Origin of the sequence: Bacillus cereus group sp. N14 (assembly GCF_016483555.1) — a bacterium.
Lineage (GTDB): Bacteria > Bacillota > Bacilli > Bacillales > Bacillaceae_G > Bacillus_A > Bacillus_A wiedmannii.
In genome coordinates this window covers 343,681-367,114 of record NZ_JAEHBQ010000001.1, presented here as the reverse complement: position 1 = coordinate 367,114, position 23,434 = coordinate 343,681, and the positions used below count along the sequence as shown (strand labels likewise).

The window sequence follows — 23,434 nt, the reverse complement described above, 5'->3', positions numbered from 1 at the left end:
TTCATACAAACGATACAATTCCTATAATCATACACTAAAAAAGGAATTTATAGAGAAAAAGCGAAGAGAGCATTCTCAATTAGCTTGTTAATATGTATCCCTCACTCATTAAAGTATTTAGAGAACAGTCTTTTTATAAAATGTTTGTGAGGAATGCAGTAGAACAAGATATATGAAGTGAGTGAAGACTAGTGATGAACATACTACATTTTTTATTAGAGAATACGGTTTTCCAAAATGTATTACAAGATCTTCAGTTAAATGTCCTTTATATAGAAAATGGATGCACACATCAACAAACGATAGAAAATATTCATCCAAAATGTATGTTTATAGCAAATAGTTTTGAAGAAGGAGAATTATTGTATCAGAGGACTAAACCACATATTGTAATTATGTATGTAACAGATTTTTCTCAAATAAAATATATAAAGAATATGTATAATCCACAGAGTACATTTATTGTCATTTGGGATCAACAGATAACAAGCGAGTTTGCAGAGGTGCTTACGTTAGGAATACGTAATATTGTGATAGCCCCTGTGACCCCACAAATGGTGTTAGAGGAAGTGAATAAGAGTTTGTATCAGCTTTCTTTAGTGCGGCAAGTAAGTTTGCAACAAGAACTACTTCAAACGATGTTTGATTTTCAAAATGATCTATTATTTATAGTAGAAGACGATGAGATTGTTGATTGTAATACAAATTTTTTAGAGTTTTTCGGATATGAAAATTTATTTGCCTATCGTGAGCAACATTTAGTATTTGCTGAACATTTTATTAGAGAAAACGGATACTATTCAACAACCCATGATATAACATGGTTAGATGATACATTATCATATGATAGAAGAATTAAGATGTCCAATTATGAAGGGGAAGTGTCAACTTTTTTATTGCGTGCGACACCACTGCCAGAAGACTTATCAAGATTTATTGTGAAGTGTACAGAGATTACAGAATTAGATGAAATTTATCAAGAACAAGAAAGGCTTGCTATGATAGATTCGTTAACAGAGATTTATAATCGTTTGAAGTTCCAACAAATACTAGAGGCAGAATGGGATAATGCAATGCGTAACGATGAAAAAATAGCACTTATTTTATTTGACATAGATAATTTTAAAACAGTAAATGACACGTATGGCCATGATTTTGGTGACTTAGCATTAATTCAGCTTGCAGAGCTTATGAAATCTAAAGTGGAGCAGCAACATGTATTTGCAAGGTGGGGAGGAGAAGAATTTATCATATTAGTAACTAATACAGTAGAAAAAGAAGCATTTCAGGTTGCGGAATCATTACGATTTTTCATTGAAACAAAGCATTTCTCCGGAATTTCGAAATTAACAGCGAGTTTTGGAGTCGCGTTATATGAACAAGGGATTACAAGAGAAGAATTAATGCAACGAGCGGATATTGCATTATATGAAGCGAAAAAAAATGGGAAAAATCAAGTGTGTGTATATAGAAAAGAAAAAAAGTGATTTTTCGCAACAAATTGTTGCGATTTTTTTTTATTGTTTGATAATAGAATGTGGGGGGGATTTTGGACGAACAACATGATAAAAAAAATAATGACGATGGCTTCGCTGTCTGCTGTAGTTTGTGGTGGAGTATACTATTTTCTCTGTAATCCCAATATAAAGGAAAGCACTGTATTAACAACTAAGGTGAATCCTACTATTGAATCAGAAGTACAAGAGAATATAGAAGAAAAAGAAGAACAACAAATTGATTATGCTAGTATATCTCAAAAGTTAGATCAATATTTAATAGGAAAGCAATTTAATGGAACAGTTTTAGTAACAGATAAAGAGCATGTTATATTGAATAAAGGGTATGGATATGCTGATGTTCAAAATAAGATAGAAAATACGCCTCAAACAAAATATCGTGTCGGTTCTATTACGAAAACAGTCGTGGCCACATCTATTTTACAGCTGCAGGAACAAGGAAAGTTAAATATTCAAGATAATGTAAATAAATATATTCCCTCTTTTCCGGTAAATAAAAATATCACCTTATATCATTTGTTAACACACACATCAGGTTTACCAGAAAGCGGAAAAGGGAAAGTGAATGCAGCTTCTCGTATAAATTTAGTAAATTGGATTGGAAGTCAAAAATTAGAATTTCCACCAGGCACAGGTTGGAGATATACAGATTATAATTATATGGTGCTTGCCTATATTATAGAAAGCATATCAAAAAAACCTGTAGGAGATTACATAAAAGAAAATATATTTACTAAAGCAGAAATGCATGAATCTGGTATGGGAAATATGGCTCAGGGAGATCAGCATTTTACTAAAGGATATGTAAAGAAAGAGAATGTACTTGAACCTGCACAAAAATTGTTAATGGAGTGGTTATACGGATGCGGTGAGATGTATACGACAGTTGGCGATATGAAGAAGTTAGACGAAGCGATTATAAATGGGAAACTTCTTTCTGAACAAAGTAGACAAGCGATGTTTTCACCTTCAACAGAACGAAAATATGCATATAGTTTTTACATATATCCAGATTATTTTCATAATCATGGTGTACTATCTGGTTGGAACACTTTCAATAATTTTAATAAAGAAAAAGGCACTTTTGTTATATTATTTTCAAATGTGAAAAATAGTATAGATGATGATTTTAATAATGAGTTTCGAAAGATGGTAAGTGATTTATTAGAACAAAGGGGATGAGAAAATGGAACGTAAAAATGTATCAATAGGTTTCATCGGTATTGGTGTAATGGGAAAAAGTATGGTGCGTCATTTAATGCAAGACGGCTATCAAGTATATGTATATAATAGAACGAAAACGAAGACAGACTCTTTAGTGCAAGATGGTGCAAATTGGTGTGATACACCGAAAGAGTTAGTGAAGCAAGTTGATGTTGTAATGACTATGGTTGGATATCCACATGATGTAGAAGAAGTGTACTTTGGGATAGATGGAATTTTGGAGAATGCAAATGAAGGTACGATAGCAATTGATTTCACGACATCTACACCAACATTGGCAAAACGTATTAATGAAACCGGTAAAAGTAAGAATGTATATACGTTAGATGCGCCTGTATCTGGAGGAGACGTTGGTGCGAAAGAAGCAAGGCTCGCAATTATGGTCGGTGGTGAAAAAGAAATATATGAAAAATGTTTACCGTTATTTGAAAAACTAGGAACAAACATTCAGTTGCAAGGACCAGCTGGAAGTGGACAACATACAAAAATGTGCAATCAAATTGCGATTGCTTCTAACATGATTGGAGTATGTGAAGCTGTTGCTTATGCAAAAAAAGCTGGACTAGATCCGGATAAAGTATTAGAGAGTATTTCAACGGGAGCAGCAGGTAGTTGGTCATTGAGTAACTTAGCTCCTCGAATGTTAAAGGGAGATTTTGAACCAGGGTTTTATGTAAAGCACTTTATGAAAGATATGAAGATAGCTTTAGATGAGGCTGAAAAATTGCAATTACCAGTACCAGGTTTAAGTTTGGCGAAGCAATTGTATGAAGAGTTAATAAAAGATGGGGAAGAGAATAGCGGAACACAAGTGTTATATAAAAAATACATAAAGGGGTAAATGAGATGGATCTACAAAGATTTGATGAGATGATTGATACTGTACAACGAGCAACTTGTATACAAATTAGTGAAAAACAAAAAGAAGCTTTTAAACAAAAATATGATTTTGGGCCGGAATTCGAATATGGAAGAGATGAGAAGGGGCATTATGTTATTCGAACTTCAAAAAAGATGTTAGAAGAAATGGAGTTTTATTTGGCATTGAAATATGATCGAGATGGGGTTGATCTTTATATGCAAGCAGAGATTGACGGTATATGTCACGTATCTGTTAGCTATAGTGAAGACGCCTTGCACTTACAAGAATTGTTTCAATTTCTAGAAGAAAATAAATAAAAGTCCTCATTTGAGGACTTTTATTTATTTAGGTATATATAATTTTTATAATTATAAGCTAGAAGCTCTGCGGCATCGTTCGATTGGGAATGGAATAACTTGCGCGATGTGATTAGGACCGAATTGTTTTGCACGAGCATGGCGTACTATATAAAATGCACACAGAATTGAAACAGGAATAGCACCGAATAAGCCGAAAAATAAAGCGCTTACACAAGATGCGACAAAACCTAAAACACCAACTTCTAACTCTTCCATAATAGCTCCTAGAATAACAGGAAGTGCTCCACACGTAACCCCTAGTATAAGTGCGATAAGTAAACTCATGATTATCCCCCTCTGTTTGCGATATTCTTTTCCTTTTTATTTAATTGTAGTATATCATACACAAAACAGAATTTTCAGAAAAAATTCAAAAAAAGTTCAATAAATGTTCAAAAAGTGTTAAAAAATTTGCTTAAAAAATAGAAGGGGAGATTGTTTTGGAATAGAAGGACTCATATGTTTGAGAAAATAAAAAATCAGGCTTATTTCATTTTTTGAAATAAGCCTGTTCCATAGGAGGATGTATATATGTAGAGTGAATAAAAGGTTGGAAAAGGGGATCCAAGTCCTTTTATTCAACTAACTACCTTAATAAATTGGAACCCAGCCTTCAGTTGTAACAAAAATACGAATAGCTACAACTTGACGATCATCTTGCAAGGTAAAATAATGTCTTGCATTTTCAGGAACAGATATGAGATCGCCTGGCTCAAGTTCAACGTCAAAGAATTTCCCATCTTTTCCTTCAATAGCAAAGATGCCATGACCACTAACAATAAAGCGAACTTCATCATCAGTATGATGGTGTTCTTTTTGGAAATTAATTAATAATTCTTCAAGGTTAGGTGTGCTATTTGAAAGTGAAATTACATCATGTGCTTTATAACCTCGGCGCGCTGAAACATCAGCGATTTCTTTTGAAAACACAGCTAATATTTCAGCCTTGTTTTCATCTGTTAACGAATAATTTTCATTTAAATGAGTAGGAAGCTTAGAAATATTCCATTTCTCATATAAAACGCCTTCCTCTTGTAGAAATTTAGATACTTCCACTTCATTTGCGATGCGAGTATTTACTTCATGAATACGAATTTGCGCCATTAGAAACGCCTCCTTGAATTGATAATAGTTTTATATGAAATTGGAATAAAAACTCATAAGCTTCTAATCTTTTCTTTGCATCAAAGCTATCTCGGCCCCATACGGTAATACCGTGGTTACGGATTAATACTGCTCCCGAATCGCCTTGTATATGCTTTCGGAAGTTTTCTCCAAGCGTTGGGATATGGGCATGGTTTTCGATAATAGGAATGTGAATTGTTGCACCTTCTTCCCAAATATCGAGAGCTTTAATAATTTCTTGATTTTGAAGGGTGACTGCATCACTATATAAATTTGTGATGACGTTATTATCAGTTGTATGAACATGAAGTACGCACCCAGCATTCGTATTGTTATAAATATGTGTATGCAATATTGTTTCTGCTGAAGGGCGTAATTCAGTCTCTAATACGGGAAGCCCTAGATGATCTACTAATAGAAAATCATCTGGAGTAGTTTTTGTTTTATCTTTACCACTTGCTGTAATAAGAAAAGTAAGTGGCTCATGACTAACCTTTATAGAAATATTACCACTCGTTGCTGGAAACCAATTTCGTGTTGTTAATTCTTTTTTTATCTCGCTTAAGTCATACCATTGACGAAAAAGTTGTTTCATGATTTCACCTCCAACAAATGTTTTAATTGGGTTTGAACATCGTGAAATGTTTCAAACGGTGTATAAGCAATATAATTCTCTTCACACTTTGTAATAAGGAAGTCGCGAGCAAATACTTTATCTGCTTGTTTCGCAGCTTGTAAATCAGTAATTGAATCTCCAATCACAATATGGAAGTCATTCGTATCACTTAATTTACGGATTAAAGATGATTTGCATAATCCACAATGATTTTGACAATGATGATCACAAGGATGCGGCCACTTAACTGTAATGAATTCACTTGAAAAGTCTGTTTCATTACAGTAAATTTGCTCTTTTGGAATGATTCCTTGTAAGAGTGGATAGACGAAGAAATCCATTCCACCTGATATAACGTAAAAAGAAATGTTATTTTTATTTACAAATTGTATAAATTCATGAAAACCACTACGGATTTCAGCAGTTTTTATTAAAAATTGAATCATATCATCGTGTAGACTAGTAGGTATTAATTGAAATAATTGAGAAACACCTTCTTGAATAGACAGCTCTTGTGATAAAATTCTATTCTTTACTTCTTCGGCTTCTGGTGGTGCGAATTTTTCCATAATGGACATAATGTTATCATTATTTGTAATCGTGCCATCGAAATCACAAAATACTTGAATACTCATAATTTCACCCCATGAGAGGGATTTCCCCATATTTGTAGTGCGCTATGCAAATTTATGTCATCTACTTCATGGAGTGGTGTATTTTGCAAAGTAGCATTAATTGCATTACGGAAAGCTTTACCGCCCCCTTGCGCCCCACTCGGATGTCCATGTATCCCGCCGCCAGCATTAATAACAACATCTTTACCGAAATCTCGCAAGATAAAGGGAACGAAACCAGGGTGAATACCAGCAGACGGAACAGAAAAACTCTTCTTGAAAAATGCATCGTCTTCAGTTAAATGTTTTGAGATGGCAAGAGCCTCCTCTTTTTCTAGTGCAACACTTCCGTATGGAGATGGGAATAATGAAAAGTCAGCCCCAGCATAACGTAGTAGCTTTCCTAGTAATAATGGAGAGGAAACTCCATATAACTTGGATGCTGAATAAGCACCACTTACAGCAGGGTGTGCCATAATAGGAACTGGGATTTCATCATCTTCTGCAAGTGATTGTAGTACATCTAGTCCGTAAGCAAATACATTAAATAATAGAATATCTGCCCCAGCTTGCACTGCGCGTTTCGCATTTTCTTTTAAATCAAAAGTTCGTCCTGTTAAATTTACGGCATATAACGTTTTATGTCCGTATGTTTCATATACGGATTCTAAAACTTCTTTTCCAGATACAATGCGTTTCGTAAGTGGTGTTAATGTATTCTCAAATAATATTTCATCATCTTTTACTATATCTACACCACCAATTGCTTGATCGCGTAATTGCGTTTTTAAATACCCAATATTTCGTCCAATCATTCCTTTAAAAATACTCATTAAAAGGGGACGCTCATGCACTTGTAAAAGATTTCGAATACCATCTATCCCGAATTTTGGACCAGGGAAATATTGTTTTAACTCGTCTGAAAATGTTAAGTCGATTAATTTCACTTCGCCATCAAGTGATAGCTTTCCGAATGTAGTTGTTAAAATTGCTGGTAAGTCCGGACTAAAGTTTAATAACGGATATTCAATTTTAATAATCCCGCGTTTAACTTTTTTACGTAAATACGAATTGGTATGTTCTTGTTCAGCTAGTTCCTCAACATGAATGACGTTGCCTTTATGCTGTTTTAATTGTTCTTGCAATAAGTGTGGCAAATGAGTCCAAGAGCCAATTGTTAAACCGAGTGCAATTTGCTCGGCTTTTTTTTCTAAGTTATGTGAATCATCATGGATTAAATACGTTGCTATAATTCCGCTCATTGTTAAAACCTCCTAGTTAAATAAAAAAACCTCTCAGCTAAGGAGAGGTTTTTTTACAACCAGCTCCTTATCTGTCAGCATAATGCTGCGAGAATTAGCACCGTGTCTACAATTGTAGATCGGTTGCCGGGTTTCGTCGGGCTCGTCCCTCCACCTGCTCTTGATAAGAAGTATTTAGAAATGTTTAAATTTTTAAGATAACTGAATTTTGTCAGATATTTTTCATGTTGTCAATTACTTTTTGAAAAAATTTAATTTATCAATTCGATTAATGGCTTCTCGTAATCTATCTTCTGTATGCAAGAGACCAACACGGACATATCCTTCGCCATGTTCACCAAATCCAACACCAGGAGCAACTGCAACGTGTGCTTTTTCTAGTAAAATATCAGAAAATTGCTCAGATGTATATCCTTTCGGAACAGGAAGCCATGCAAAGAATGAGCCTGTTGGAATATCTACATTCCAACCTATTGAGTGACAAGCTGAAACAAGAGCGTTTCTTCGAGATTCGTAACTATTTACAAGGTCTATTACGCAAGACTGTGAACTTAATAGTGCTTCGCGGGCAGCATCTTGAACTGCACCAAAAATACTAACATACATATGATCTTGTAATAAGTTAATTGTCTCAATCACACTTTCATTCCCCACAGCAAAAGCGATGCGCCATCCAGCCATATTGAAAGTTTTCGATAGAGTGTAAATTTCAATACCTGTATTTTTAGCACCGTCTGCTTGCAAGAAACTAACAGGTTTTTGACCATCGAATCCAATAGCACCGTAAGCAAAATCATGAACGACTAATATATTATGTTTATTAGCAAAATGAATGGTTTCATCAAAGAAATCTTTTGATGCAGTAGCACCAGTAGGATTATTTGGATAGTTTAAAAACATTAACTTTGCACGCTTAGCGGTAGTGGCATCAATTTTTGTATAATCTGGTAAAAAATTATTTTCTGCAATAAGCGGCATTGTTACAAATTGTGCTTTTGCTAAAGCAACTCCTGATAAATAATCTGGATAGCCTGGATCTGGAACGAGAATAGTATCACCAGGGTTTGTAAAACAAAGTGGTAATTCTACTAATCCAGCTTTTCCACCAAACAAAATAGCAACTTCAGTTTTCGGATTTACTACTACATCATATTCGCGTTGATAGAATGTTGCCACGGCTTCTTTTAAACTTTCGTGTCCGCGAAATGGCGGATATTTATGATGAATGGTCTTTTCAGCAGCATCTTGTAAGGCTTTTACGATATGCTGCGGTGTTGGTTGATCTGGATTACCTTGACCTAGATTAATAACATCATGACCAGCTGCAACGACTTTGTTAACTTTTGCAACAAGTGAAGCAAAAAATTGTGTAGGCAATGATGTTACTATCTCAGAAGGTTGAAATAATTTCATACTTTCCACCTCTTTTGAAAGTTGTTACAATTCTAGTGACAAATGATATAATCTTTCCAGTATTTTGTAAAGAAAAAATTAAGAATGGGGCTGACAAAATGAAAGTCGCATGTATTCAAATGGATATTGTCTTTGGAGATGTAGAAAAAAATATTGAGAATGCTAAAAATAAAATAAGCGAAGCGATGAAGGAAAGACCAGATGTGATTGTCTTACCAGAACTATGGACAACGGGATATGATTTAACGAGGCTTACTGAAATTGCAGATAGGGATGGATTGCAAACGAAAGAAAAGCTGAAAGAATGGTCGAAGCAATATGGTGTACATATTGTCGGTGGTTCTATAGCGAAGCAAACAGAGCAAGGTGTTACAAATACAATGTATGTGGTAAACAAGGAAGGAGAACTAGTCAATGAATATAGTAAAGTGCACTTATTTCAGCTTATGGATGAACATAAATATTTAATCGCTGGAAATAGTACAGGTGAATTTAGGCTAGATGATGTAGAGTGCGCCGGCACAATTTGTTATGATATTCGTTTTCCAGAGTGGATGCGCATTCATACTGCTAAAGGTGCAAAAGTTTTATTTGTTGTAGCAGAATGGCCATTGGTTCGTTTAGCGCATTGGCGTTTGTTACTGCAAGCAAGAGCAGTTGAAAATCAGTGTTATGTTGTTGCATGTAATAGGGCAGGAAAGGATCCGAATAATGAGTTTGCCGGTCATTCTTTAATTGTCGATCCTTGGGGCGAAGTTGTTGTAGAAGCGAATGAAGAAGAATCAATTTTATTTGGAGAGCTTCATTTTGAGAAAATTAAAGAAGTACGCAAAGGAATTCCAGTTTTTGCAGATCGTCGTCCAGAATTATACAAATAAAATGTTGACAAGTGATTTTTATTCTTGGTATAGTCTTCAACATAAAGTTAAAAATTCGAAAAATTATACAACTCTTATCAAGAGCAGGTGGAGGGATTTGGCCCGATGAAGCCCAGCAACCGACCGTAATACCATTGTGAAATGGGGCGTTTATTTACGCCAAAAGGCACGGTGCTAATTCCAGCAGAAAGTAAACCTTTCTGGCAGATAAGAGGGGAGAAGATAAACTTCAAACCTCTTTCTTTGTGGAAAGAGGTTTTTCTACGTCAGAAAAACCTCTGAATTAAAAAAGGGGGAGAAGACGATGGGATATTATTCATTAACTGAAACGACAGCTATACAATATGCGAAAGAACATGGTTATTTTGAAAAGAAAGCAAATGTAGTTTGTCATGAAATTGGAGATGGAAATTTAAATTACGTGTTCAAATTAGATGATGGAGAGAAGTCTATTATAATCAAACAAGCACTGCCATATGCGAAAGTAGTTGGTGAGAGCTGGCCACTGTCTATAAAAAGAGCGACGATTGAAAGTAAAGCATTACAAATTTTTGCGAAGTATGTGCCGGAATATGTGCCGGTAGTGTACAGTCATGATGAAGAGTTAGCAGTAACGGTCATAGAAGACTTATCAAGGCTAACAATTACAAGAAAAGGATTAATAGATGGAGAGGAGTACCCGCTTTTATCCCAACATATTGGTCGTTTTCTAGCACATGTTTTGTTTTATACTTCAGATTTCGGGTTAGAGTCAGAAGAGAAAAGGGTACTAGAAGGTGCATTTGTAAACCCAGACCTTTGCAAAATTACAGAAGATTTAGTGTTTACAGATCCGTTTAGTCATTATGATACGAATGATTATGAACCAGAGTTACAACTAGCGGTGGATGAACTGTGGAGTGACAAAAATTTAAAATTAAAAGTAGCACAGTATAAATATAAGTTCTTAACAAGAAAAGAAGCGCTTATTCATGGTGATTTACATACTGGTAGTATTTTTTCATCACCTGCTGAAACGAAAGTAATCGATCCCGAATTTGCAACATATGGTCCATTTGGATTTGATCTTGGCCAATTTATTGCAAATTTATTATTAAATGCACTATCCCGTGAAGAGGAAAAAAGAAGTGTGCTATTTTTCCATATTGAGAAAACATGGAGTTATTTTGTAGAAGCTTTTACGAAGTTATGGATTGGAGAAGGTGTAGAAGCATATACGAAAGAGAAACAATGGTTGCCAATTATTTTGCAAAATATTTTTACGGATGCCGTTGGATTTGCCGGATGTGAGCTTATCCGTAGAACAATTGGCTTAGCGCATGTAGCTGATTTAGATGGAATAGCAAATAAAGAAACGAGAATTCAAGCTAAGAAACAAGCGTTATCCTTAGGTAAAGAACTAATAAAATATGAATCTAAGAGTGCTGATATTCAACTGTTCCGAACATTATTTCAACAGACAGTTTTTGGAGGGATAAAAGCATGAGTACAATTGTTACTGTTCCGAGATCTGTCAGTTGGAAAGGTGATGCCATTGCAGTATTAAATCAAACAAAGTTGCCGCATAGTACAGAATACAAAACATTAACGACGATTGAAGAGGTATGGAAAAGTATTGTCATGCTAGAAGTACGAGGAGCACCTGCAATTGGAATTGTAGCTGCATTTGGCTTGGCGCTTGCATCAAAAAAATATAATACTGTACATAAGGAAGAATTTCAAAAGAAGTTTAATAGAGATTGTAATTATTTAGGAACGTCACGCCCGACAGCAGTCAATTTATTTTGGGCAATCGATCGTATGAGAGAATCCATTCGAGAAATTACTACAATAAAAGAAGCACAAAAAAAATTAGAAGAAGAAGCGCTTCTCATTCAGCAAGAAGATGAAGCGGTATGCCGGAGTATTGGAGAACATGCATTAACATGCTTTAAAGACGGTGATAACATTTTAACAATTTGTAACGCTGGAAGTATTGCAACTGCTAGATATGGTACTGCATTAGCACCGTTTTATATTGGGAAAGAAAAAGGTGTACGTTTACATGCGTATGCGTGTGAAACGAGACCGGTTTTACAAGGAGGGCGTTTAACGACCTGGGAATTAAAACAGGCAAATATTGATGTAACACTTATTACAGATAATACGGCAGCGCATGCTATTCAAACGAAAGAAATAAACGCGATTATTGTAGGAGCGGACCGGATTGTTGCAAATGGAGATACAGCAAATAAAATCGGAACAATGAATTTAGCTATATTAGCAAAGTATTTCGATATTCCATTTTACGTTGCAGCTCCGTTATCTACGTTTGATATTACGAAACAAACAGGTACAGAAATTGTTATTGAAGAAAGAGATGAAACCGAAGTTACGAAAATTTTTGGAAAACAAGTGGCGCCAATTGGTACTGATGTTTATAATCCTGCATTTGACGTAACACCGAATGAATTAATTACAGGTATTATTACTGAAAAAGGCATCATACACAGAGATTATAAACGGGAAATTGCATCGTTATTTGAAAGACAAGCTAATACATAATAGCTTGTTTTTTTAATCCCGCATTAACGGGCAGTAAGACCCCCACCTCAAAATTCAGCGGAAGCAAAGAAGTTAGGTGGGGGTCAACTGCCCGTAAAAGCCCGATTGGTTCAACTAATAATCAGTGGGGGATGAAGAAAACCCCCACTGATTAAAGTTTCACTTTATGCCTAAATGTTTTCTTTTCTCTTATTTATATAATGGAAGGAGGCGGAAAAGATGGAAGAGTGGATCAGGATGATAGGTAATGTAGGGTTTCCGATTGTTGTAACATTATATTTACTCCATCGTATTGAAAGTAAATTAGATGGGGTAATTGTTGCAATCGAGAAACTTCCTAAACAATTACTAAAGTAGGAAGGTCCTCGCGATAGAAAGTAAAATAAAGTTTGCTCTTCGTGAGCAAACTTTATTTTTATTGAGCAGTATAGCCACCATCGATAACAACTGCTTGACCAGTTATACCTCTTGCTTTTTCACTCGCTAAAAACATAGCATAATCAGAGATTTCTTGTACTTGTAATAGGCGCTTTTGTGGTACAAGTGGATAAATGACATCCTCTAAAACATTTTCAAGTGGAACATTTCGTGTAGTAGCTAAATCTTGTAGTTGATTACGTACAAGAGGGGTATCGACATAACCAGGACAAAGTGCATTAACGGTAATTCCGTGAGTAGCGCCTTCTAAAGCGGCAACTTTTGTTAATCCAATTACGCCATGTTTGGCGCTATTATAGGCAGATTTCCCAGCAAATCCAACGAGGCCATTAATGGAAGCGACATTAATAATTCGGCCATACTTTTGTTTTTTCATGATCGGGAAGGCATGCTTAATTGCGATAAAAGGAGCGATTTGCATAATTTTAATAAGTAGTTCGAACTTTTCGGTTGGAAAATCTTCAATTGGTGAAACGTGCTGCATTCCTGCGTTGTTAATTAATATATGTAATGAACCGAAATGATTAACTGTTTGAGAAATTGCAGCGGTAATTTCTTCTTCAGATGTAACATCACATTTTAAACCGATAGCTTGATAGCCTTCTTTTTGTAATTGTTCAGCAGCTTCTTTTGCACGTTCTTCAAGACGATCGGTAATCACAACTTTTGCACCTTCTTTTGCAAAAGCGTTTCCCATTTCATAACCAATACCGCTTGCAGCACCTGTTAAAAAGACAACTCGATTTGTAACCATGGTGAAAAACATCCCTTCGTAATAAAGTTCTCATATTGCTCTATTTAGAGAGTTGATAATAAAAATCCTGCAAAGATTTGGAAAAATATTGTTAGCTATCTTGTTTTGCAAAATAGTTCCTGCTATACTATTTTGTAAAGCAAGATAGTGGGAGGATTTGAGTTATGTCGACAAGTCAAATGCTGAAAGGGATTTTAGAAGGATGCTTACTTGCTATTATTTCTGAAGGTGAAATATACGGTTATGAAATGAGTGAAAAGCTAGCGAAGTATGGCTTTACAATGGCGAGTGAGGGAAGTATTTATCCGTTATTAATACGAATGCAAAAGGAAGGATTAATAACAAGTGTAATGAAGGAATCTCCATCTGGCCCAAAGCGAAAATATTATACATTAACAGAAAAAGGCGAGGAAGCACTTAATGAATTTATGGATCGCTGGGAAGCGATGCAAAGTAGTGTAGAGCGTCTACTTGAGGGGAAGGGGAGAAAAAAATAATGTTATCAAGTGAAGCACGAAATTTTTTATTAGAAATGAGATTATTTTTAGCGGCAAAGAGTGTGAAAGAAAGCGATATTGAAAATTTTATAGAAGATGCGGAACTCCATTTAATTGAGGGTGAGAGTGATGGGAAAAGTGTAGAAGATATTTTCGGAAGCTCACCGAAAGAATATGCAAATGAACTTGTAAAAGTAATGGAAAAGGATAGACAGGAAACGTGGAGACAAATTGGTTTTACAGTAATGAATATCGTATCGTTTTGGATTATTGCTTCTATCCTAATAGTGAATAACGGATTATTACAGATCTCACTTATTCAGTGCGTTGGGTATAGTTTGTCATTGATTTTAGTTGCTATAGGTCCTAATTTTCTACTTCGTAAAATGACCTTCGTAACAAGTTTTACAAAAACGTGGTTTTCTATGTGGGTTTTAGTTATGATCGCGCCAATGTTTTTAATAGGAGTTGTTACGATATTAGATGTGATATATCCTACAAAAATGCTCACATTCACCGAAATGCAAAGTTATATATTAGTTGGAGGTATTTTTATTATCACAATAGGGATAAATATGTATTTTGAAGGATGGTTTAAAAACTTATATTTAATTATTCCACTTTCGATTATGTTACTGTTTAAAACATTTACATCAGAAGATCTCGTGCCAATGTTATTTCAAATTATATGTTTATACGGAAGTTTGTTTATTTTAATTTTCCTTGAAATTATGATGAAGACGAATAGAAGAGAAACGGTTAAATAAGGGAGGGGTTATCATGCAGATTTCTAAAGAAGGAGAAAAGTTTTTAATCGATACGAAAGTGTATTTAATAACAAAAGGAATGAAAGAAGAAGATGTGGACGCTTTTCTAGAAGATGCAGAACTTCATTTAATAGAAGGCGAGAAAGAGGGAAAGACGGTAACGGATATATTCGGTGATTCACCAAAAGAGTATGCGGAAGAATTGGCGAAAGAGATGGAGAAGGATAAAGGTGGGAGTATAAAGAGTATTCTTGCGATGATAATTGGTATTGGCGGGTATTGGATATTAACTCATATTTTATTTAATAATCCGAATCAGCAATTTACACTAACGAATATACAGTTAATTGGCTATCCTATCGTCTTAATCATTACGATTATTGGAACCATTGTTGCGTTTAGAATGTCTTCTTTTAAAAATAAATTTGTAGAGTTCGGGATTATTTACATAATAGTAATGGTTCCCATTTTATTATTAGTATTATTGATGTTTGTTGATAAATGGTACGGTACACCTATTTTGCAATTATCGACAATGCAAACATATATATTAGCAGCAAGTATCTTTTTATTACTTTTCGTTGGAGAAGTGTATGTCCTTGGTTGGATGGGTGTTTTGGTGCTAATTGTTCCTTTAGGGATTATGTTTATATTTAAAGGATTAGAAGAAAAAAATGTATTTTGGGGAATTGCAAAGATATTACTTATGTATGGAAGTATATATGGGTTAATGAGATGGTCTTTAAAAATTGAAGAGAGAAAAAGTGTAAACTAGTATTTCAAAAAAAGCGGCTGCTCTGGATATACAAAAAATTATTTCCAAAGAAATACTATATTTTGATTTTTAGAGGGATTCGTTTTAGGTGTATAGTGTATCCTTTGCAGCCGGTATATCGTTTATTAATTGGAATAAATTGTTTTAAACAGTAACATGACAGTTACTGTTTTTTTCTTTGTAATAAAGAACTTTGTAAAGAGAGCTCTTTTTGTTCGTTCGTTAATAAGGAATGAATATGGACGTTTTCAGGACGAGGTACGATAGGGTACATAAGATTTGTTGGAGAAGGATGGTGCTCCGAGCCAGTTAGGGAATGAGGATCTGCGTGAGTAAGTTTTCCGTGAACACGTCTTGTAAATAAAATATGACCGACTTCGTGAGCGAGCGTATATATATTTTTCATGGGAGCAGCCGAATTTGTTAAAACGATATAACCAGTAAGTTGCTGTTGTTTGGCTAAAGAGTACGCGCAGGCAATTACGGCTGTTTCTTTGAAATAATCACTGCCAATATAACAAATGTAAAGGTCACATTCAGGAGCTTCATTTACACATGTTTGGAAAAAGGATGCTAATTTTTCCTGACTTTGAATAGAATTTTTATAACTAATTTCACGATCAGAAAAACGAAAAAGTTCATTTAAAATAATTACGTCTTTAATTTGAAATGTAATGGGGTGCCAAATTGATTCTGCAACTGCTAAATCTTTTGCGATACGGTCATCAGAAATATCGGCGCCTGGAGTAATGCAAATACATATATTGACGTATGGATCCATAAGGAACACCTCAACTGAAAAAATTCTTTCTATAATATATGTTGGGAAAAGACCCTATGTATGGATAAAAGCCTTGTTTATTACAAGTCGAAAAAATTTCATAGTTCTATAACATGGTGTGGTCATCTTTTTGATATAGTAAAGAAAAGGGGGAGAATATATGTATACATTAAAAATCGTTTCAGACAGAGAAGCACTTTATCAATTTGCGAGTTATGTAAGAGTTGTACAAGGGGTTGAAGATGTATATGTAGAGGTGGGAGAACCTTTATATGAACATCCATTAATGAAGTTTTATGTACATATTAAGCTGGAGGAAACATATGAGCAACATAAAGCGTTACAAGAAATAGCAAGATTAGTAGAATTAGGGCGTTTTACATACGTTCATTATCGTAATGATGAAATTGAAGAAGCTTTTGAAGCTGTAAAATATGAAAGTTTTAAGAAATAAAATTGGAAAAAAGGAAGCGAAAGCTTCCTTTTTTTTCTTTGAAATTACATCAACAAAAGGAGAAAAATTTTGTTATGATAAGGAAGGGTGAGGAAAGGAGAGTTTACATATTGGGGTATATTGAAGAGTTACGCAAAGTCGTTGGGACAAGACCACTTATTCTTGTTGGATCAGCAATAATTATACTAAATGATAATCAAGAAGTATTGCTTCAATATCGGTCAGATACATATGATTGGGGTGTACCTGGCGGCGCGATGGAACTAGGAGAAACGACGGAAGAAACTGCTCGCCGAGAATTATTCGAGGAGACGGGATTAACTGCAAAAATCATGCAATTTCTAGGTGTCTTATCAGGAAAGGAAGTATATTTCCGTTATCCTAATGGGGATGAAATTTTTAATGTTATTCATCTGTATCAGGGGCATCATGTGAGTGGAGAATTAAGGCTTGATCATGAGGGATTGAAGCTTCAATATTTTCCGGTAGATAAGTTACCAAAATTGAATGAAACGACAGAGAAAATTTTACAAAAATTTCTATATGCATTAACAGAATAGAAGGTTAATTCCTTCTATTTTTATTATATTAAATATTTTGATTTTTTAGTATGTTTATAGTATGATAGATGTAGACATACATCTTATGGAATTTCACCTAAAAACTGACTAGGGTACATAAGAGAGGGGCAAGTGCAAAATGCATAATGTTGTTATTACAGCTGCAGTTCGTTCGCCAATTGGAACTTTTGGAGGAGCGCTAAAAAATGTAACGCCAGTAGAATTAGCGGTTCCTGTACTTCAGGAAGCTGTAAAACGAGGCGGGGTAGAACCACACGAAGTTGATGAAGTAATTTTAGGTCATTGTATTCAAAGAACTGATGAAGCAAATACTGCAAGAACAGCTGCATTAGCGGCAGGATTTCCTGACACAGTTACGGGTTATACAATCCAACGTCAATGTTCTTCAGGTATGCAAGCAATTATGTCAGCTGCAATGCAAATTCAATTAGGTGTAAGTGATGTTGTAATTGCAGGTGGAGTAGAAGCAATGAGCTCAAGCCCTTATGCATTAAAACAGCACCGCTGGGGACAACGTCTACAGCACGGAGAAATTCGTGATACGGTGTGGGAAGTACTAGAAGATCCGATTCACCATATTATGATGGGTGAAACGGCTGAAAATTTAGTTGACCAATATGAAATTACAAGAGAGGAACAAGATGAAGTTGCGCTTCGTAGTCATACATTGGCACTGCAAGCAATCGAGTCTGGATATTTTGACGAGCAAATTGTTCCTATTACGATAAAAGAACGTAGAAAAGAAATAGTATTTTCGAAGGATGAACATCCACGTGCAGATATTACAGCGGAAAAATTAGCAGGATTAAAACCAGCTTTCCGTAAAGATGGATCTGTAACGGCAGGGAATGCATCTGGCCTTAATGATGGAAGTGCGGTTCTAGTATTAATGAGCGAAGAAAAAGCGAAAGAAAAAGGCTTACAACCGTTAGCTAGAATTGTTGGATATTCAGTAGCTGGAGTAGATCCGAAAATTATGGGTATTGGACCAGCACCAGCAATTCGTAAAGGGTTAGAAAAAGTAGATTGGTCATTAGAAGATGCTGATTTACTGGAAATTAATGAAGCTTTCGCGGCTCAATACCTAGCTGTAGAGAAAGAATTAGGTTTAGACCGTGAAAAAGTGAATGTAAACGGTAGCGGTGTAGGACTTGGACATCCAATCGGTTGTACAGGAGCTCGTATTACTGTAAGTTTAATTCATGAATTGAAGAGACGCGGTTTAGAAAAAGGAATTGCCTCTCTATGCGTCGGTGGCGGTATTGGGGTAGCATTATTTATAGAAGCACTATAAAAAAGAAGCAGCAATCGCTGCTTCTTTTTTATTAAGAATCAAATAAATGATGAAATAATCGATCACGATTTTCAAAGAAAAGTTTTGTCGTTTGGTAATGCTCTGTTTCTTCTAATGTGGATTCATGAATCCCTTCTTGTGTTAAAGAATATATAGTGGATTCAGGATAAGCCATTAAAATAGGAGAGTGCGTCGCGATAACAAATTGTGAACCTTGTTCCGCTAGTTCGTGCATTCGAATAAGCATGGAAAGTTGCCTCATTGGTGATAGAGCGGCCTCAGGCTCATCTAAAATGTATAAACCTTGTCCTGAAAAACGGTTCATAAATAAGGAAAAGAATGATTCGCCGTGTGATTGTTTGTGTAGTGAGATACCACCATATGAGTCAATAACTGGATTCCCGCGTGCTTCTAGATCAGCATCCATCTCATCAATATAAGAAGCAACGTTATAAAATGATTCAGCACGAAGAAAGAAACCGTCGTTTGGTGTATTGAAACTTTTAGAAATTCGAAGGTATTCATATAAAGATGAATGTGAATCGTTTGTGCTAAAGTGGAAATTCTTCGTTCCACCTTCTGCATTAAATCCTAAAGCGATTGCGATTGCTTCGAGTAATGTTGATTTTCCCGTTCCGTTTTCTCCAATAATGAATGTTACATTTGGATGGAAGGCAAGTGATTGTAAAGTTCGGATAGCGGGTAGACAGTAAGGATATGCGGAAAAACTAGGGATATTTTCTTTTTTTAATGTGACATTTTTTAAAAAGGGTACGTCAATCAATATATAAACCTCAATTCATAACGGATTTTGATTCTAAAAAAGCAGCAAATACAAGGGTAAGACAGCTTGCAAATAGTATTGTATATTGAAGTGCGCCAAAGCCAAGACCTTCCCAGCCTAAAGTCATTCTCTTCCATATGAAAATAAAAAGAACGCTTATAAAACCAACGAGAGCAGGCATATATTTTATAATTTTTAAGTGCTTCCACAGAAAAAAGCCGATGTATGTAAGTACAAAGAAGATAAGCAGAATGAGAAAAAAGGCAAGTGTTAATGACACGTGAACCTCTCCTTATTTTCTGAATATTTTATGTGGATTATAACATGTAAACTATCATATTCCAATGTGAAAATAAATATTGCATCAAGATCAATTCTCTCGTTATGATAGATGGTATTCTATTGAAGATATGAAAAGGAGTTAAAACATGCCGTTTACATTTGCGCATCCAGCAGCAATTCTTCCTTTTGTGAAAAAGCGTTCTCAATATATTTCAGTAACGGCTCTTATATTAGGCAGTATGGCGCCTGATTTTGAATATTTTTTACACTTTAGACCGTATGGTGTTATTGGGCATACATGGCTTGGATTCTTATATTTGAATTTACCACTTGTATTTCTGTTCGCATATATGTATCATTACATTTTAAAAAAGCCGTTTATAACACATTTACCTAAACCGTTTGCTGGCTATTTTGCATATGCAGTAGATGAGAGGTGGGGGCTTCATACATGGAAGGATTTCTTTGTATTTTGCTATTCTGCTTTATTTGGTATGCTCACGCATGTCGTTTGGGATGCATTTACTCATAATACAGGCTATTTTGTTACGAAGATACCATTGTTACAAAGAGGATTACATAGTATCCCGGTGTATAAATATATGCAACACGGGAGTACATGTGTTGGTTTCTTATTACTATTATACGTACTATGGAAGTATAAAGATGAAACAGGGAAAGATATTATGATAGCTTCAGAAAAAAGGAAGTATTGGGTTTCGGCAATCATTTTCGCAGCTCTAGTATTTATCGTTTACGCATTCGTAGATCCCTATTTTCATATTTTTCAAATAGGGGGTATAATAGTATCTGGACTGACAAGTTCGTTTTGTGGACTTCTCATTGTTTCTATAGTCTACAAAGCAAAGGACTAATTTAGATTAATGAATGATAGTGTTAGGAGAAATTATATGATGAAAGCATGGAAAAATATTTTTGTTTTATGTAGTTTTCTTCTTATGTTAAGTGGTTGCTTCCATCAAGAAGAAAAGAAAGTTGAACCGAAGAAGAAAGAATCTATTCCTGAAACAAAAGAATATGGTGGGCGTGAGCTGAAAAAAGTAGGACAAAAAGTGAAAGAAACAGGGTGGGGTACTTTTAAGTTAGAACAGATTCAATCTGTAAATCAAACATTTGAAGTAGCACCAATGAAATTTCACATACAAGATGTAAAAGTAATCTCTTTATCGCAGATGAGTAAAGATGCAAAAAATGCATTAAAAGTATTTACGGCATTAACTCCTGAAGAAGTAAAGCGTAGATTAGGAGATAAAGTAAGTCAAGAAGATGCGGAGTTATATGCATCGATAAGTGGTACAGAGATTAGTGATACGATTCGTTACGTTGAAATTACATATAAGGTGGAAAATAGCGGGAATAAAAATATGCAATTTTTCTCTATGAATGATGTTACGATTAATGATAAGCAACATTTTAAAGTAGCAACTCAAAACTTTTTATATGATGAAGATACGCTCGTTGGTACAAAAAATGTATCAAGGGAAGACTATAAGCCTGGTGAAACAAGAGATGGTATTATCGGCTTAATACTTGATGATGGAAAAGAAAAGGTAAAGGATATTAAGTTTACAACAGATAATGTAGTCGCAGCAGATACAGAAACGCAAGATGTTGTAAAAGAGGCAGAAACTTTTAATATCTCACTTTCTGAGTAGGGGATTTTTAAAAACAGAAAAGAAAAAACAGTCAGCGTTAAAAATATTATGCTGACTGTTTTTTCTTTTCTTTTATGTATGAATCTACATTTTGAAAAGGTACCTTAATTTTAAATGCATCTTTTTGTTCATTAAATTGCTTTTCATTATAAGGGCCAAAACGTTTATTATGCTTTACGTCAATAATCCAATAATGCTCACTTTTTTTATTTGCAATTGCTCCGTCAGGGTTATTCGGATCTGACTTTTCCTCAATTTGTTTTGCAATAATGTATTTATCATCCCAAGCTATGTCTGTAATTTTTGCAGGAATGTATTGTGTGGCATATACAGCATCTTGCGATGGGAAAAGTTCAAATGCATTTCCAGAAGTACGTATGAGTTCGTATTCATCGTTAATCGTATAAGTTATATGATTTGTATTTCCAGCACAACCGGCTAATAGGAATGCGACGAATAGGATTATCCATTTTTTCAATATGGGAACCTCCTTTACAATGCTGTTGTAACACATTGTACAAGAAAAGTAAGAGAAACGCTAGTTTACAATGTTTTTTAGAAGTGGTACGATGAGACGGGTAAAGAAGGATATGAAGGAGTCGACATAAAATGAAGTTAAAGATGCATCGTCCAGCGCTTGTAATGAATCGCATAGGTGCTTCCCTAATTGACATGTTTTTAATCTCGGTTATGTATGGTGCAGTAGTAGCTATTACGACCGGAAATTATAGTGCTATTTTTAATCGCTTTAATATTAGTTTTGGTGATTATAGATATGATCTCGCAGTAGTTTTTATATTAATGGCGATATATTTTATTTTGGTACCCTTTATTTGGAACGGTGTTACAGTTGGTAAAAAGGTAACGAGAATAAAATTAATTTCATTGAAGAGTGAAAAGTTAACATTACAAACATTAATTATAAGGTTTTTTGTATTGTTATTACCGAACATATTGCTACTTGGAATTCCGATATTATGTAACGTATATATGATGTTATTCCGCAAAGATAATTGTGGTTTTCAAGATTTAATTACAAAAACAAAAGTGATAAGTCTTGTATAATAAAACAGAGACCTTTTTATACATAAAATAAGAAGGTCTTTTTTAATTATATAAATATATTTTAAAGGATATATAATAAGAAAAAGTTAATCCATATCATTTTTGATTTTAATAGATTGAAAATTAAGAAAATGTTATAATGATTAAAATAATATCTTTATATAATAAGGGGGAAATTGAAATGACTGGGGGTAGCGTAATCTTTTGGGGGATTTTAATTTTCATCGGTTTAGTTTTCGATCAGCGTAATAGTAAGAAAAAAGAAGGAGCAAAAAAGTAATCGCTTACAAATTAATAAGCAACTTTTCTTGCTTGCAGACTAATCTCATAAAGGAGTATACTGAATGACGGTAAGACTTATAGAAGGGGTAATGAAAATGAAGCTTGCAGGAAAAGTTGCTATCGTAACTGGCGGTGGCATCGGTATTGGACGTAATACAGCTCTTTTGTTGGCTAAACAAGGCGCAAAAGTAATTGTGACGGACATTGATCAAGAAAGTGGACAAGCAACAGTGGAGGAAATTACGAATCTAGGCGGAGAAGCACTTTTTGTATCCTATGATATGGGAAAGCAAGGAGATTGGCAACGCGTTATCAGTATTACTTTGAATGCATTTAGTCGCATTGATATGCTTTTTCAAAATGCTGGTTTATATAAAATAGATTCTATTTTTTCTCGCCAACAAGAGAACGATTCCAATGTACTTTGTATTAATGACGTTTGGATAGAGATAAAACAATTAACGTCATCTTTTATGAAACAGCAAGAAGAAGTGGTGCTGAGTGACTTACCGATTTTCGGTATTATTGGCACGAAAGGACAATCATTTCATACAGTAGAAGCCCTCGTATAATAATGAAAACCGCCCTCA

General features: G+C 34.8%; 30 protein-coding genes, 1 pseudogene and 2 riboswitches. Of the genes and pseudogenes, 20 read left to right on the top strand and 11 right to left on the bottom strand.

Annotated features, from left to right (window positions below; all coding sequences use genetic code 11):
• The first annotated feature begins 194 nt into the window (after window positions 1-194).
• The 4 genes from JDS82_RS01835 (at window position 195) to JDS82_RS01820 (ending at window position 3,920) form a co-directional block, all read left to right on the top strand.
• Window positions 195-1,487 (top strand): GGDEF domain-containing protein, encoded by a 1,293-nt coding sequence (locus tag JDS82_RS01835; RefSeq protein ID WP_048562406.1) that lies wholly within the window; start codon window positions 195-197, stop codon window positions 1,485-1,487.
• A 75-nt stretch (window positions 1,488-1,562) separates the two neighbouring features.
• On the top strand, window positions 1,563-2,699 hold the full coding sequence (locus JDS82_RS01830) for a serine hydrolase domain-containing protein (RefSeq protein ID WP_199712525.1): 1,137 nt from the start codon (window positions 1,563-1,565) through the stop codon (window positions 2,697-2,699).
• A gap of 4 nt (window positions 2,700-2,703) precedes the next feature.
• Window positions 2,704-3,582, top strand: coding sequence for an NAD(P)-dependent oxidoreductase (locus tag JDS82_RS01825; protein ID WP_000440181.1), 879 nt, complete (start codon window positions 2,704-2,706; stop codon window positions 3,580-3,582).
• 5 nt (window positions 3,583-3,587) lie between these two features.
• Entirely contained in the window at window positions 3,588-3,920 is a 333-nt protein-coding gene (locus JDS82_RS01820; protein WP_000365719.1) for a DUF3909 family protein, read from the top strand.
• 51 nt (window positions 3,921-3,971) lie between these two features.
• On the opposite strand, the gene JDS82_RS01815 is transcribed toward JDS82_RS01820, so the two are convergent.
• From JDS82_RS01815 to JDS82_RS01790, 6 genes are all read right to left on the bottom strand, one after another.
• Complete coding sequence (locus tag JDS82_RS01815) at window positions 3,972-4,247, bottom strand: hypothetical protein (RefSeq protein WP_000054671.1); 276 nt, start codon at window positions 4,245-4,247, stop codon at window positions 3,972-3,974.
• Window positions 4,248-4,553: 306 nt separating this feature from the next.
• Window positions 4,554-5,066, bottom strand: coding sequence for a 1,2-dihydroxy-3-keto-5-methylthiopentene dioxygenase (locus tag JDS82_RS01810; protein ID WP_199712524.1), 513 nt, complete (start codon window positions 5,064-5,066; stop codon window positions 4,554-4,556).
• Window positions 5,044-5,682: a methylthioribulose 1-phosphate dehydratase gene (locus JDS82_RS01805; RefSeq protein WP_000811321.1), complete on the bottom strand. Its 639-nt coding sequence runs from the start codon at window positions 5,680-5,682 to the stop codon at window positions 5,044-5,046. The genes JDS82_RS01810 and JDS82_RS01805 overlap by 23 nt, the downstream gene beginning before the upstream one ends.
• Window positions 5,679-6,338, bottom strand: a complete 660-nt coding sequence (locus JDS82_RS01800; RefSeq protein WP_000027485.1) for a 2-hydroxy-3-keto-5-methylthiopentenyl-1-phosphate phosphatase — start codon at window positions 6,336-6,338, stop codon at window positions 5,679-5,681. Before JDS82_RS01800 ends, JDS82_RS01805 begins: the two co-directional genes overlap by 4 nt.
• Complete coding sequence (mtnW, locus tag JDS82_RS01795) at window positions 6,335-7,579, bottom strand: 2,3-diketo-5-methylthiopentyl-1-phosphate enolase (protein ID WP_199712523.1); 1,245 nt, start codon at window positions 7,577-7,579, stop codon at window positions 6,335-6,337. Before mtnW ends, JDS82_RS01800 begins: the two co-directional genes overlap by 4 nt.
• Window positions 7,580-7,643: 64 nt before the next feature.
• A riboswitch (SAM riboswitch) is annotated at window positions 7,644-7,749 on the bottom strand.
• 64 nt (window positions 7,750-7,813) lie between these two features.
• A complete protein-coding gene (locus JDS82_RS01790; RefSeq protein WP_000765523.1) occupies window positions 7,814-8,992 on the bottom strand; it encodes a pyridoxal phosphate-dependent aminotransferase in 1,179 nt (392 codons plus the stop codon).
• A gap of 14 nt (window positions 8,993-9,006) precedes the next feature.
• On the opposite strand from JDS82_RS01790, the gene JDS82_RS01785 reads away from it, so the two are divergent.
• The 4 genes from JDS82_RS01785 (at window position 9,007) to JDS82_RS01770 (ending at window position 12,771) form a co-directional block, all read left to right on the top strand.
• Window positions 9,007-9,870, top strand: a complete 864-nt coding sequence (locus tag JDS82_RS01785; RefSeq protein WP_199712649.1) for a carbon-nitrogen family hydrolase — start codon at window positions 9,007-9,009, stop codon at window positions 9,868-9,870.
• 71 nt (window positions 9,871-9,941) lie between these two features.
• Window positions 9,942-10,084, top strand: a riboswitch (SAM riboswitch).
• Between the two features lie 90 nt (window positions 10,085-10,174).
• On the top strand, window positions 10,175-11,356 hold the full coding sequence (gene mtnK / locus JDS82_RS01780; protein ID WP_048565667.1) for an S-methyl-5-thioribose kinase: 1,182 nt from the start codon (window positions 10,175-10,177) through the stop codon (window positions 11,354-11,356).
• A complete protein-coding gene (gene mtnA / locus JDS82_RS01775; RefSeq protein ID WP_000104619.1) occupies window positions 11,353-12,414 on the top strand; it encodes an S-methyl-5-thioribose-1-phosphate isomerase in 1,062 nt (353 codons plus the stop codon). The genes mtnK and mtnA overlap by 4 nt, the downstream gene beginning before the upstream one ends.
• A 219-nt stretch (window positions 12,415-12,633) precedes the next feature.
• Window positions 12,634-12,771 (top strand): YvrJ family protein, encoded by a 138-nt coding sequence (locus JDS82_RS01770; RefSeq protein WP_000393342.1) that lies wholly within the window; start codon window positions 12,634-12,636, stop codon window positions 12,769-12,771.
• 58 nt (window positions 12,772-12,829) lie between these two features.
• Here JDS82_RS01770 and JDS82_RS01765 read toward each other — a convergent pair whose 3' ends face one another.
• Window positions 12,830-13,606, bottom strand: coding sequence for a 3-hydroxybutyrate dehydrogenase (locus tag JDS82_RS01765; RefSeq protein ID WP_000258442.1), 777 nt, complete (start codon window positions 13,604-13,606; stop codon window positions 12,830-12,832).
• Between the two features lie 164 nt (window positions 13,607-13,770).
• Here JDS82_RS01765 and JDS82_RS01760 point away from each other — a divergent pair, with 164 nt between their 5' ends.
• The 4 genes and pseudogenes from JDS82_RS01760 to JDS82_RS30150 form a co-directional block, all read left to right on the top strand.
• Entirely contained in the window at window positions 13,771-14,103 is a 333-nt protein-coding gene (locus JDS82_RS01760) for a PadR family transcriptional regulator (protein ID WP_000107987.1), read from the top strand.
• Entirely contained in the window at window positions 14,103-14,870 is a 768-nt protein-coding gene (locus JDS82_RS01755) for a DUF1129 domain-containing protein (RefSeq protein WP_199712522.1), read from the top strand. The genes JDS82_RS01760 and JDS82_RS01755 overlap by 1 nt, the downstream gene beginning before the upstream one ends.
• Window positions 14,871-14,883: 13 nt before the next feature.
• Window positions 14,884-15,645: a DUF1129 domain-containing protein gene (locus tag JDS82_RS01750; RefSeq protein ID WP_001167276.1), complete on the top strand. Its 762-nt coding sequence runs from the start codon at window positions 14,884-14,886 to the stop codon at window positions 15,643-15,645.
• Window positions 15,646-15,656: 11 nt separating this feature from the next.
• A pseudogene (locus JDS82_RS30150) lies at window positions 15,657-15,793 on the top strand (DNA-binding protein); the annotation flags it as partial.
• A gap of 15 nt (window positions 15,794-15,808) precedes the next feature.
• Here the strand turns inward: JDS82_RS30150 and JDS82_RS01745 are convergent.
• Window positions 15,809-16,426: a hypothetical protein gene (locus JDS82_RS01745; protein ID WP_000371600.1), complete on the bottom strand. Its 618-nt coding sequence runs from the start codon at window positions 16,424-16,426 to the stop codon at window positions 15,809-15,811.
• A 160-nt stretch (window positions 16,427-16,586) separates the two neighbouring features.
• Between JDS82_RS01745 and JDS82_RS01740 the strand changes: the two genes are divergently transcribed.
• From JDS82_RS01740 to JDS82_RS01730, 3 genes are all read left to right on the top strand, one after another.
• Window positions 16,587-16,880, top strand: a complete 294-nt coding sequence (locus JDS82_RS01740; protein ID WP_000288327.1) for a DUF3928 family protein — start codon at window positions 16,587-16,589, stop codon at window positions 16,878-16,880.
• 110 nt (window positions 16,881-16,990) lie between these two features.
• Entirely contained in the window at window positions 16,991-17,440 is a 450-nt protein-coding gene (locus JDS82_RS01735; RefSeq protein ID WP_000540530.1) for an NUDIX hydrolase, read from the top strand.
• Between the two features lie 139 nt (window positions 17,441-17,579).
• Window positions 17,580-18,755: an acetyl-CoA C-acetyltransferase gene (locus tag JDS82_RS01730; RefSeq protein WP_000552069.1), complete on the top strand. Its 1,176-nt coding sequence runs from the start codon at window positions 17,580-17,582 to the stop codon at window positions 18,753-18,755.
• Window positions 18,756-18,786: 31 nt separating this feature from the next.
• On the opposite strand, the gene JDS82_RS01725 is transcribed toward JDS82_RS01730, so the two are convergent.
• Both JDS82_RS01725 and JDS82_RS01720 read right to left on the bottom strand, forming a co-directional pair.
• A complete protein-coding gene (locus JDS82_RS01725; protein ID WP_199712521.1) occupies window positions 18,787-19,539 on the bottom strand; it encodes an AAA family ATPase in 753 nt (250 codons plus the stop codon).
• A 10-nt stretch (window positions 19,540-19,549) separates the two neighbouring features.
• A complete protein-coding gene (locus JDS82_RS01720) occupies window positions 19,550-19,819 on the bottom strand; it encodes a hypothetical protein (protein WP_000059857.1) in 270 nt (89 codons plus the stop codon).
• Between the two features lie 148 nt (window positions 19,820-19,967).
• Between JDS82_RS01720 and JDS82_RS01715 the strand changes: the two genes are divergently transcribed.
• Entirely contained in the window at window positions 19,968-20,696 is a 729-nt protein-coding gene (locus JDS82_RS01715; RefSeq protein WP_048565665.1) for a DUF4184 family protein, read from the top strand.
• Between the two features lie 36 nt (window positions 20,697-20,732).
• Window positions 20,733-21,497 (top strand): CREC-EF hand family protein, encoded by a 765-nt coding sequence (locus JDS82_RS01710; RefSeq protein ID WP_000973879.1) that lies wholly within the window; start codon window positions 20,733-20,735, stop codon window positions 21,495-21,497.
• 46 nt (window positions 21,498-21,543) lie between these two features.
• Here the strand turns inward: JDS82_RS01710 and JDS82_RS01705 are convergent, their stop codons facing one another.
• On the bottom strand, window positions 21,544-21,975 hold the full coding sequence (locus JDS82_RS01705; RefSeq protein WP_000758773.1) for a DUF3997 domain-containing protein: 432 nt from the start codon (window positions 21,973-21,975) through the stop codon (window positions 21,544-21,546).
• A 131-nt stretch (window positions 21,976-22,106) separates the two neighbouring features.
• Here JDS82_RS01705 and JDS82_RS01700 point away from each other — a divergent pair, with 131 nt between their 5' ends.
• From JDS82_RS01700 to JDS82_RS01690, 3 genes are all read left to right on the top strand, one after another.
• Window positions 22,107-22,562 (top strand): RDD family protein, encoded by a 456-nt coding sequence (locus tag JDS82_RS01700; protein ID WP_000769084.1) that lies wholly within the window; start codon window positions 22,107-22,109, stop codon window positions 22,560-22,562.
• Window positions 22,563-22,743: 181 nt separating this feature from the next.
• Window positions 22,744-22,842, top strand: coding sequence for a hypothetical protein (locus JDS82_RS01695; RefSeq protein ID WP_000145654.1), 99 nt, complete (start codon window positions 22,744-22,746; stop codon window positions 22,840-22,842).
• A gap of 64 nt (window positions 22,843-22,906) precedes the next feature.
• Window positions 22,907-23,416, top strand: coding sequence for an SDR family NAD(P)-dependent oxidoreductase (locus JDS82_RS01690; protein WP_000218424.1), 510 nt, complete (start codon window positions 22,907-22,909; stop codon window positions 23,414-23,416).
• Window positions 23,417-23,434: the final 18 nt, after the last annotated feature.

Bases quoted from the DNA above. Each gene is read 5' to 3' on its own strand.
- JDS82_RS01710 (WP_000973879.1), top strand. From the start codon at position 20,733: ATGATGAAAGCATGGAAAAATATTTTTGTTTTATGTAGTTTTCTTCTT.
- JDS82_RS01715 (WP_048565665.1), top strand. From the start codon at position 19,968: ATGCCGTTTACATTTGCGCATCCAGCAGCAATTCTTCCTTTTGTGAAA.
- JDS82_RS01835 (WP_048562406.1), top strand. From the start codon at position 195: ATGAACATACTACATTTTTTATTAGAGAATACGGTTTTCCAAAATGTA.
- mtnW (WP_199712523.1), bottom strand. From the start codon at position 7,579: ATGAGCGGAATTATAGCAACGTATTTAATCCATGATGATTCACATAAC.
- JDS82_RS01760 (WP_000107987.1), top strand. From the start codon at position 13,771: ATGTCGACAAGTCAAATGCTGAAAGGGATTTTAGAAGGATGCTTACTT.
- JDS82_RS01745 (WP_000371600.1), bottom strand. From the start codon at position 16,426: ATGGATCCATACGTCAATATATGTATTTGCATTACTCCAGGCGCCGAT.
- JDS82_RS01750 (WP_001167276.1), top strand. From the start codon at position 14,884: ATGCAGATTTCTAAAGAAGGAGAAAAGTTTTTAATCGATACGAAAGTG.
- JDS82_RS01740 (WP_000288327.1), top strand. From the start codon at position 16,587: ATGTATACATTAAAAATCGTTTCAGACAGAGAAGCACTTTATCAATTT.
- mtnA (WP_000104619.1), top strand. From the start codon at position 11,353: ATGAGTACAATTGTTACTGTTCCGAGATCTGTCAGTTGGAAAGGTGAT.
- JDS82_RS01825 (WP_000440181.1), top strand. From the start codon at position 2,704: ATGGAACGTAAAAATGTATCAATAGGTTTCATCGGTATTGGTGTAATG.
- JDS82_RS01820 (WP_000365719.1), top strand. From the start codon at position 3,588: ATGGATCTACAAAGATTTGATGAGATGATTGATACTGTACAACGAGCA.
- JDS82_RS01690 (WP_000218424.1), top strand. From the start codon at position 22,907: ATGACGGTAAGACTTATAGAAGGGGTAATGAAAATGAAGCTTGCAGGA.
- JDS82_RS01790 (WP_000765523.1), bottom strand. From the start codon at position 8,992: ATGAAATTATTTCAACCTTCTGAGATAGTAACATCATTGCCTACACAA.
- JDS82_RS01765 (WP_000258442.1), bottom strand. From the start codon at position 13,606: ATGGTTACAAATCGAGTTGTCTTTTTAACAGGTGCTGCAAGCGGTATT.
- JDS82_RS01810 (WP_199712524.1), bottom strand. From the start codon at position 5,066: ATGGCGCAAATTCGTATTCATGAAGTAAATACTCGCATCGCAAATGAA.
- JDS82_RS01695 (WP_000145654.1), top strand. From the start codon at position 22,744: ATGACTGGGGGTAGCGTAATCTTTTGGGGGATTTTAATTTTCATCGGT.
- JDS82_RS01830 (WP_199712525.1), top strand. From the start codon at position 1,563: ATGATAAAAAAAATAATGACGATGGCTTCGCTGTCTGCTGTAGTTTGT.
- JDS82_RS01700 (WP_000769084.1), top strand. From the start codon at position 22,107: ATGAAGTTAAAGATGCATCGTCCAGCGCTTGTAATGAATCGCATAGGT.
- JDS82_RS01805 (WP_000811321.1), bottom strand. From the start codon at position 5,682: ATGAAACAACTTTTTCGTCAATGGTATGACTTAAGCGAGATAAAAAAA.
- JDS82_RS01730 (WP_000552069.1), top strand. From the start codon at position 17,580: ATGCATAATGTTGTTATTACAGCTGCAGTTCGTTCGCCAATTGGAACT.
- mtnK (WP_048565667.1), top strand. From the start codon at position 10,175: ATGGGATATTATTCATTAACTGAAACGACAGCTATACAATATGCGAAA.
- JDS82_RS01770 (WP_000393342.1), top strand. From the start codon at position 12,634: ATGGAAGAGTGGATCAGGATGATAGGTAATGTAGGGTTTCCGATTGTT.
- JDS82_RS01800 (WP_000027485.1), bottom strand. From the start codon at position 6,338: ATGAGTATTCAAGTATTTTGTGATTTCGATGGCACGATTACAAATAAT.
- JDS82_RS01755 (WP_199712522.1), top strand. From the start codon at position 14,103: ATGTTATCAAGTGAAGCACGAAATTTTTTATTAGAAATGAGATTATTT.
- JDS82_RS01815 (WP_000054671.1), bottom strand. From the start codon at position 4,247: ATGAGTTTACTTATCGCACTTATACTAGGGGTTACGTGTGGAGCACTT.